The organism is Aestuariivita boseongensis (genome assembly GCF_001262635.1).
In the GTDB taxonomy this organism is placed as follows: domain Bacteria; phylum Pseudomonadota; class Alphaproteobacteria; order Rhodobacterales; family Rhodobacteraceae; genus Aestuariivita; species Aestuariivita boseongensis.
In genome coordinates this window covers 1-7,990 of the sequence record NZ_JXYH01000079.1, presented here as the reverse complement: position 1 = coordinate 7,990, position 7,990 = coordinate 1, and the positions used below count along the sequence as shown (strand labels likewise).

The 7,990-nt window shown below is 62.1% G+C and carries 6 protein-coding genes; 2 read left to right on the top strand and 4 right to left on the bottom strand.

All coding sequences use genetic code 11. The features are described 5' to 3' along the window. Nucleotides 1-1,727: ATP-dependent helicase HrpB (gene hrpB, locus TR61_RS18665; protein ID WP_050932047.1), on the top strand; the 1,727-nt coding region annotated here is incomplete at its 5' end. A gap of 52 nt (nt 1,728-1,779) precedes the next feature. Here the strand turns inward: hrpB and gndA are convergent. From gndA to TR61_RS18650, 3 genes are all read right to left on the bottom strand, one after another. Further along, the gene (gene gndA / locus TR61_RS18660) at nt 1,780-3,177 is read right to left on the bottom strand and encodes an NADP-dependent phosphogluconate dehydrogenase (protein ID WP_050932046.1); all 1,398 of its coding nucleotides are present in this window, start codon (nt 3,175-3,177) and stop codon (nt 1,780-1,782) included. Nucleotides 3,178-3,244: 67 nt separating this feature from the next. Further along, nucleotides 3,245-4,234 carry a 2-dehydropantoate 2-reductase gene (locus tag TR61_RS18655; RefSeq protein WP_050932045.1) on the bottom strand — a complete coding sequence of 330 codons (990 nt, stop codon included), beginning with the start codon at nt 4,232-4,234 and terminating at the stop codon, nt 3,245-3,247. A gap of 64 nt (nt 4,235-4,298) precedes the next feature. After that, nucleotides 4,299-5,534: an acyl-CoA dehydrogenase family protein gene (locus TR61_RS18650; RefSeq protein WP_050932044.1), complete on the bottom strand. Its 1,236-nt coding sequence runs from the start codon at nt 5,532-5,534 to the stop codon at nt 4,299-4,301. 108 nt (nt 5,535-5,642) lie between these two features. Here TR61_RS18650 and TR61_RS18645 point away from each other — a divergent pair, with 108 nt between their 5' ends. Beyond that, nucleotides 5,643-6,659 carry a phosphotransferase family protein gene (locus TR61_RS18645; protein WP_050932043.1) on the top strand — a complete coding sequence of 339 codons (1,017 nt, stop codon included), beginning with the start codon at nt 5,643-5,645 and terminating at the stop codon, nt 6,657-6,659. A gap of 25 nt (nt 6,660-6,684) precedes the next feature. Here the strand turns inward: TR61_RS18645 and TR61_RS20055 are convergent, their stop codons facing one another. After that, nucleotides 6,685-7,710 carry a hypothetical protein gene (locus TR61_RS20055; protein ID WP_157440985.1) on the bottom strand — a complete coding sequence of 342 codons (1,026 nt, stop codon included), beginning with the start codon at nt 7,708-7,710 and terminating at the stop codon, nt 6,685-6,687. Nucleotides 7,711-7,990 lie beyond the last annotated feature (280 nt).

Below are 7,990 nucleotides of genomic sequence, written 5' to 3'. Positions count from 1 at the left end.
TGCCCGCCGATTGTGTCGTGCAGCCTTTGTTCGGTGCGATGGAGTTTGCGAAACAGCGCGCGGCGCTGGCACCTTTGAAAACCGGGCGCAAAGTGGTGCTGGCCACGTCGCTCGCGGAAACCTCGCTGACGATCCCGGATATAAGGGTGGTGGTGGATGCGGGCCGCGCGCGGCGGGCGCGCTTCGATCCGGGTTCCGGCATGTCACGGCTGGTCACCGAACGGGTCACGCGGGCAGAGGCCACGCAGCGCGCGGGGCGTGCGGGACGGGTGGCCGAAGGTATAGCTTATAAGCTGTGGGCGAAGGGAGAGGATGGCGCTTTGGCGGCCTTCCCCCCGGCAGAGATCGAAGCGGCGGATCTGGCCCCCCTGGCGCTGGAACTGGCGGTCTGGGGCGCGGAGCCCTCGCAGCTTGCGTTCCTGACCCAGCCCAATGCCGGGGCCTATGCCGAGGCGCAGGCCCTCCTGCGGATGCTGGGGGCGCTGACAGAGGATAACCGGATCACCGATCATGGCCGCGCACTGGCCCGGTTGCCGCTGCATCCCCGGCTGGGCCACATGCTGCAACTGGCGGGCGGCGGCGCGGCGGATCTGGCCGCCTTGCTGGGTGCACGGGATGTGCTGAAGGGCGCGCCGGTGGATCTGGGCTTGCGCATGGAGGCGCTGCGCGATCCACGGCGCTTTGCCTCCGAACGCGGGTTCGAGGTGAACCGGGGTGCCCTGGAGCAGGTGCGAGCCGAGGCGAAGCGGCTGCGCAGAGATGCGCCCGGCGGTGGCGGTCATAGTCTGGCAGCGATGGCGGCGCTGGCCTATCCCGACCGGATCGCGCAGCGCCGGAAGGGAGATGCACCGCGCTTTGTGATGTCGGGTGGAAAGGGCGCGGTGCTGCCTGCGGAAGATCCGTTGGCAGGCGCGCCCTATCTGGTGGCCACCGATCTGGATGGCGACCCGCGTGAGGCGCGGATCCGGCTGGCGGTTCAGATCGGGGAGGCGGAGATCCGCGCGCTTTTTGCCGATCAGATCCGCGAGGCGCCGGTCTGCGCCTGGTCGAAACGCGAAAGGCGCGTTCTGGCGCGGATGCAGACCCGGCTGGGCGCGCTGGTGCTGGAGGACCGGATCTGGCGCGATGCCCCGGAAGAGGACATTGCCTGCGCCATGCTGGAGGGCGTGCGTGATCTGGGCCTATCGCTGAGTGTGCCTGCGCGCAGGCTTCAGGCCCGCGTGGCGCTGGCCCGCGCGCAGGGCGCAGACCTGCCCGACATGTCAGACGCGGCGCTGATGGAGGGCTTGGAAGCGTGGTTGATGCCAATGCTGGGCGGCGTGAAAACCGCCGATCAGTGGAAAAACTTCGATGTACTGCCGGCTTTGCAGGCGATGCTGAGCTGGGACCAGTTGCAGGACCTGAACGCGCGAGTACCCGCACAGTTCACCACGCCCCTGGGCCGGTCGATCCCGATTGATTACGACGGCGAAGCGCCCGGCATTTCGGTCCGTCTGCAGGAGATGTTCGGGGTGACAGTACACCCCACAAGCGCGGGCGTTCCGCTGGTTGTCACATTGCTGTCACCTGCGCAGCGGCCGGTGCAGGTGACGCGCGATCTGCCGGGGTTCTGGGCCACAAGCTATGCGGATGTGCGAAAGGATATGCGCGGGCGCTATCCCAAACATCCCTGGCCCGAAGATCCGACCCAGGCCGATCCGACGCTTCGGGCGAAACGGCGGGGGTGAGGCAAGCGCGTTGAAACGCGCTTGGGCAAGGCGTTTCCAAACGCCTTGCGCCCTAGGACCAATCAGCGTGGGTTTTGCCGGGCCGGTCGGTCCGTTCAAACCCGTGATGGCCAAAGAAATCCCGTTGCGCCTGGATGAGGTCGGTGGTGCCGCGCGCCCGGGACAGGCTGTCAATCCATTGCAACGCGCCCGACAGGGACGGCACAGGCAGACCGGCGGATACTGCTGCCGCCACCGTCTGGCGCAGCGCGGGCAGGCTGGTCTTCAGATCCGCAGCGATATCCGGTGCCAGGATCAGGTGGCCCATCGGGGGGTCTGCGCGAAACGCACTCGCCAAATCATCCAGAAGCGCGCTGCGGATGATGCAGCCTGCGCGCCAGATCTCGGCAGTACGGGCCAGATCAAGCGACCAGTCGAATCCCTCGGACGCGGCCTGCAGGATGCGGAAACCCTGTGCGTGCGACAGGATGCGGCCTGCCAGAAGAGCCTGTTCCAGCGTGTCCTCCGACAGATCCAGTCCCGATGCGTTCTTGGAAAAGATCGGATCGGCCTGGCGGCGCACCTCCCGTTCCGAGGACCACGCACGCGCGCCCACGGCGCCTTCGATAGAGCTGGCAGACTGACCCAGTTTCAGCGCCTCGATCACCGTCCAGCGGCCCGTGCCCTTCTGGCCCGCCTGATCGACGATCATGTCCACCATCGGCTGGCCAGTTTCCGGATCGGTGATCTGCAGCGCCTTTGCGGTAATCTCGGTCAGAAAGCTGCTGAGCCGCCCGGCATTCCAGCGCTCAAACAGCGCGCCGATTTGGGACGCGCCCATCCCCGCGCCGTCGCGCAGAAGGCCATAGACCTCGGCAATCATCTGCATATCGGCATATTCGATGCCGTTGTGGACGGTCTTCACGAAATGCCCCGCACCGTCGGGACCCAGATGGGCCACGCAGGGCGCGTCGTTGAAGCGGGCGGCGATGGCTTCGACCATGGGTCGCAGCTGGGTCCAGCTGTGATCGCTGCCGCCCACCATCATGGATGGGCCGTTGCGCGCGCCCTCCTCCCCGCCGGAGACGCCCATGCCGACGAAATGCACCCCCGTGCCCGCCATCGCGGCCGCGCGGCGGCGGGTGTCGTTGAAATCGGCATTGCCGCCGTCGATGATCGTGTCGCCATCTTCAAGCAAGGGAGTGACCGTGTCGATCATCGCATCCATCGGCGCGCCTGACGGGATCATGAAGAGGATCACCCGGGGTGTTTTCAGCGCGGCGACGAAATCCTTGAGGTCTTCCGCCGGGATGATCTTGTCGGCAAGCGACCCTGCCTCGGCCACGAAGGGCGCGATCCAGTCGGTTTCGCGGTTGGTGACGGCAACGGTAAAGCCCTTGCTGGCCATGTTCAGCGCCAGCGCGCTTCCCATGGTGCCAAGCCCGTAAACCCCGATATCGGCCTGTGTCATCCTGCCCCCGTCCGGTGAGTGCTGTTAGCGCCCACAGTGCCGGTCTTGGCGCACAGGTGCAAGCCGGTCACATGGCGCGGATCTGGTCGGGCGACAGCGCGGGCGTCACGGGCCCCTGTCCTTCAACGGATTTCACCGCGCGGTGGATGGCGGCAAGCGTCGGGGTGGCGATCTTATGGGCACGGGCCAGATCAAGGATCACGCCCTGGAGCTGGTCCACCTCGGTCAGGCGACCTTCGCGCAGGTCATAGGCCATCGACGTGCGCGCCTGCCGGTCGATCCTGAGCATGCTGGCGGCAATGCGGGTATAGATCGGCGTGGGCAGGCGCAGGATGCGCGGCACCCATGTCATCGGCACCGGCGCGGTGGAGGCCACCTGAATGCCGGCTGCGCGCAGGACGCGCTGCGCCTCCTCCATCTGATCGGCCATGAGCCTGCGCCAGGCGCGGTTTTTCAGCATTTCGAGCAGCGGCAAGCCGGACAGCGCGTTGATCGCGTTGGTGAGATTGATCAGCAGCTTGCCCCATTGCACCGCCCGGATCCGGTCGCTTTCGGTCAAGGGCAGCGCGGGTGATGTAAGCGTTTTGCCCAGATCGCCCGGGCCTTGTTCGATCACGATATCGCCCGACGTGGCCCGGTGGTAATGACCCGGCGGTCCGGGCACTACGTTGAAAGGCACCATGCCCGCGCGGATATCGCGGCCTGGCAGGGCATCAGTGAGACAGCGCGCATTGTCCATGCCATTTTGCAGGCTGATGATGGGGGCATCGGCAGGCGCGTGGGTGGCGATCAGCCGGGCCATGTCTGCCGTGGCGCCGGATTTGACGGTGACAAGGATCAGCTCTGCCGTCGCAAGGATCGCGGGATCATCGCTGAGGGTTTGCGGCGTGACATGCAGATCAAGGCCGGTGAAATCGGTCAGCCTCAGGTCGTTGTCGCGCAATGCGTTCAGGATACGCGGGCGGCCCAGAAGGGCGACATCGTGGCCCGCGTGCTGCAAAAGCCCGCCTACGAAGCAGCCGATGCTGCCCGCGCCTGCGATCACGATGCGGGTCATCGCAAGATTTGCGGGATGGGCCGGGCTGAAGCCCGGCCTACCACACGGCGGCCCTTCGTCAGGCTCACATCTTTTCCTGGGTGTATTTCTTCAGTTCGGTCCGTGCGACCTGGCGACGGTGCACCGCATCGGGACCGTCGGCAAAGCGCAGTGCGCGCTGCCAGGTCCACGACATGGCCAGCGTCGTGTCCTGGGAAATGCCCTGCCCGCCATGCATCTGCATCGCCTCATCCAGCACCTTCAGCGCGACGCGGGGCGCCACGACCTTGATCTGGCTGATATAGGGCGCAGCGGCCCGCGGATCGCCCTGATCCATCATCCAGGCGGCCTTCAGGCAAAGAAGACGCGCCATTTCAATCTCCATCCGGCATTCGGCGATGATGTCGAAATTGGCGCCAAGCTGGGCCAGTTTCTTGCCGAAGGCTTCCTTCTGGAGCGAGCGTTTGCACATCTGTTCCAGCGCGATTTCCGCCTGACCGATAGAGCGCATGCAGTGGTGGATCCGCCCCGGCCCAAGCCGGCCCTGGGCGATCGCGAAGCCCTTGCCCTCGCCCACCAGCATGTTCTCGGCCGGGACGCGCACATCGGTAAAACGGACATGCATGTGGCCGTGCGGCGCGTCGTCGTGGCCGAAGACCATCATGGGGCGCAGGATTTCAATACCCTTGCTGCCCGCGGGCACGACGATCATGGAGTGCTGCTGGTGCTTGGGCGCATCCGCATCTCCGGTGCGCACCATCACTATATAGACCTTGCAGCGCGGATCGCCTGCGCCGGACGCCCAGTATTTCTCTCCGTTCAGGACGTATTCATCGCCATCGCGCACGCAGGACATGGAAATATTGGTGGCATCGCTTGAGGCCACATCGGGTTCCGTCATCAGATATGCCGACCGGATTTCCCCTTCGAGAAGCGGTTTCAGCCACTGTTCTTTCATCTTCGCACTGCCGTAGCGTTCAAAGACCTCCATATTCCCGGTGTCGGGTGCGGAACAGTTGAAGACCTCGGCCGCCAGCGGGGTCTTTCCCATCTCTTCGGCGAAATAGGCGTATTCCACGGTGGTCAGGCCATAGCCCTTGTCGCTGTCGGTCAGCCAGAAATTCCAAAGCCCCGCCGCCTTGGCCTTGGCTTTCAGCCCTTCAAGGATCTCGGCCTGGCGCTCGGTATAGCTCCAGCGGTCGCCCTTGTTCACCTCGGCGTGGTATTCGTCTTCCAGCGGCATGATCTCGTCCCGGACCATGGCGGCCACCCGGCCCAACAATTCGCGGTTCTCTGGCCGCATTCCGAAATTCATGTCCATCGCTGATCCTCCCTGATGACACACATTTTGACGGGGCGTGCGTCTTTACCTTTGGCGCGAAGGATTGCTTTACTGCGCAGGCAATGTCCACGGGGGGAACGCAGCGTCATGCATAATTACGATCACGGTGAGCTGGAAGCCTATCTGCAGGCCCATATCGAGGGGTTCGGAACGCTGGATGCGGTGGAGAAATTCGGCGATGGGCAATCAAACCCGACCTACAAGCTGACATCTGGGGGTCGGCAATATGTGCTTCGCGCAAAACCACCGGGGAAATTGCTGAAATCGGCCCACGCTGTGGATCGCGAATACCGGGTGATGAAGGCTTTGGCCGAAACGGATGTGCCGGTGCCGCGCATGTATCACCTGTCGGGGGATGAGACGCCGATGGGCACGCAATTCGTGGTGATGGAATGCATGGAGGGGCGGATTTTCTGGGATCCGGCGCTGCCTGATCTGTCGAATGAAGAGCGTGCGCAGGTCTATGACCAGATGAACCTTGTTCTGTCGCGGCTGCATTCAGTGGATGTCGGGGCCGTGGGGCTGTCGGATTACGGCAAACCGGGCAGTTATTTCGAGCGGCAGCTGGGCCGGTGGTCTGGGCAGTACAAGGCGTCGGAAACCGATCCGTTGCCCGATGCGGATTGGCTGATCGACTGGCTGGGCGCCAACATGGTCGAGGATGACGGGCAGGTCAGCATCGTCCATGGCGATTACCGCATCGACAACATGATGTTCGCGAAGGACCGGCTGGAAGTTGTGGCTTTGTTGGACTGGGAGCTCAGCACGCTGGGGCATCCACTGGCCGATCTGGCCTATCAATGCATGCACTGGCGGCTGCCGCATGAGGGGCATTTCCGCGGGCTTGGCGGTGTGGATCGCGCGGCGATTGGCTTGCCGTCAGAGGACGAATACGTCGCTTTGTATTGCGAACGGCGGGGGATCGGGCGGCCAGAGAATTGGAATTTCTACGTGGTGTTTTCGTTTTTCCGGTTGCTCGCGATTTTGCAGGGGGTGTTGAAGCGGGCGCTGGACGGGAACGCGTCGAACCCAAGGGATCTGGGGCAGATGCGGTTTGTGATTGAGGTAATGGCGCGGGAGGCGCGGAAGCTGGCGGAGGGGTGAGGCCTCTTGGAATTCGAAAACTCCCTCACCAAAGGCAATCAGTTGCTCCGCCCAGACTGACAGCACGAAACGTGGGAGATCTACCGGAAGTAACTTTTCGGGCATATGATTTCAACTTTGGCGCGGCTGCTTGATTACCGTACGCATGCAAGTAGATCGGGATCCATCCAACATGAAAATTGTGTGCCCAAGCCCGCGTAAACTTTCCTTGCACCGGCAGCATGGAGATTTGATCCGCCCACCAACCGACAGCTGAGTGCAAGTTTTGCCCTTTCACTGTTCTTGCAGTCACATCAATTCCAAGATTGCGAAGAATAGCCGCTCCTTCAACAGCATGTTGAAGTGCTACATTATATTCGCTCTCCAAAGACAAAGCCGCTGTGGAAATACTGCGATGAGCTGGGTGCCGTGTCAGATTGCCCACGCTCTTGAGAACGTAATCGTAGCCTTTCATGAACTTTCGATACCCATCTTTCATCAAACGGGCGTCACCCTTCATATTGCCCCAAGCTAGCATTGCGACGCCCGAGGCCATTAGGCTGTCAGAGGATTGGTTTCCACGGGAACCTTTTTGGCCCGGTATCATTTTGTCGCCCCATCGAAGCAGCACTGCTTTTTCAGACGGTTGCAACTGCCCGCGAACTTCCAAGACACGTATGAACATTGCAGTGGTGCGAAGCAAATTCGACTGAATATAAATGGGGGACCAGCTTTTGCCAAAACGCGCTTCGGTGTATGTCATCGCCTCAGCAATTCTCAGCATGTTGGCTTTGTGCTTCGCGACATTCCGACCTGCTACAGTTTCCGCAAGCCACATTCCGTAAGTAGCGGCAAAGTTCACACCATCATCGTTTGGATGCGGTCGACGCGTGAGCGACCTTGAAAGCGTGTAGTTGCCAATACCTTGGTAGGACGACTTGCATTGCGCGGTAGATTTAGGAGGTGTCCAGAAACTAGCGCCCTGCGTAAAGCTTTGCGCAGGAAGAACGGATGGCGTTCCGATCAAAAAAAGAAAACAGAGAAAAATCGACGAGGCGGAAAAACGGAGCATAGTTCAGGTTCCCGAAGCCAATTTACGAATGAACTCTAAATAGTTTGGGCTTATGGAATAGCGTGCGTCAAGCATGCATTCGGCAATCGCAGTATGACCAAACTGAATTAACTCTAATTCCTTTTAAAGTAGAAGAGTGCAGGCCACGGATTTTTAAGCCGTGCAAGCGCGGACCAATGGGATGGCGCCCAGCCCGCGGCTCTAAGCCCGCACTGGCGAGGTGGATTTCGGTTGGACATGGTGGGTTGGCACCCATTCTACGGGGTGCGTAGGGCGGGAC

What these genes read in the sequence shown, in the direction of transcription:
- TR61_RS20055 (WP_157440985.1), bottom strand. Translation starts at nt 7,710, where the DNA reads ATGCTCCGTTTTTCCGCCTCGTCGATTTTTCTCTGTTTTCTTTTTTTG.
- TR61_RS18655 (WP_050932045.1), bottom strand. Translation starts at nt 4,234, where the DNA reads ATGACCCGCATCGTGATCGCAGGCGCGGGCAGCATCGGCTGCTTCGTA.
- TR61_RS18650 (WP_050932044.1), bottom strand. Translation starts at nt 5,534, where the DNA reads ATGGACATGAATTTCGGAATGCGGCCAGAGAACCGCGAATTGTTGGGC.
- gndA (WP_050932046.1), bottom strand. Translation starts at nt 3,177, where the DNA reads ATGACACAGGCCGATATCGGGGTTTACGGGCTTGGCACCATGGGAAGC.
- TR61_RS18645 (WP_050932043.1), top strand. Translation starts at nt 5,643, where the DNA reads ATGCATAATTACGATCACGGTGAGCTGGAAGCCTATCTGCAGGCCCAT.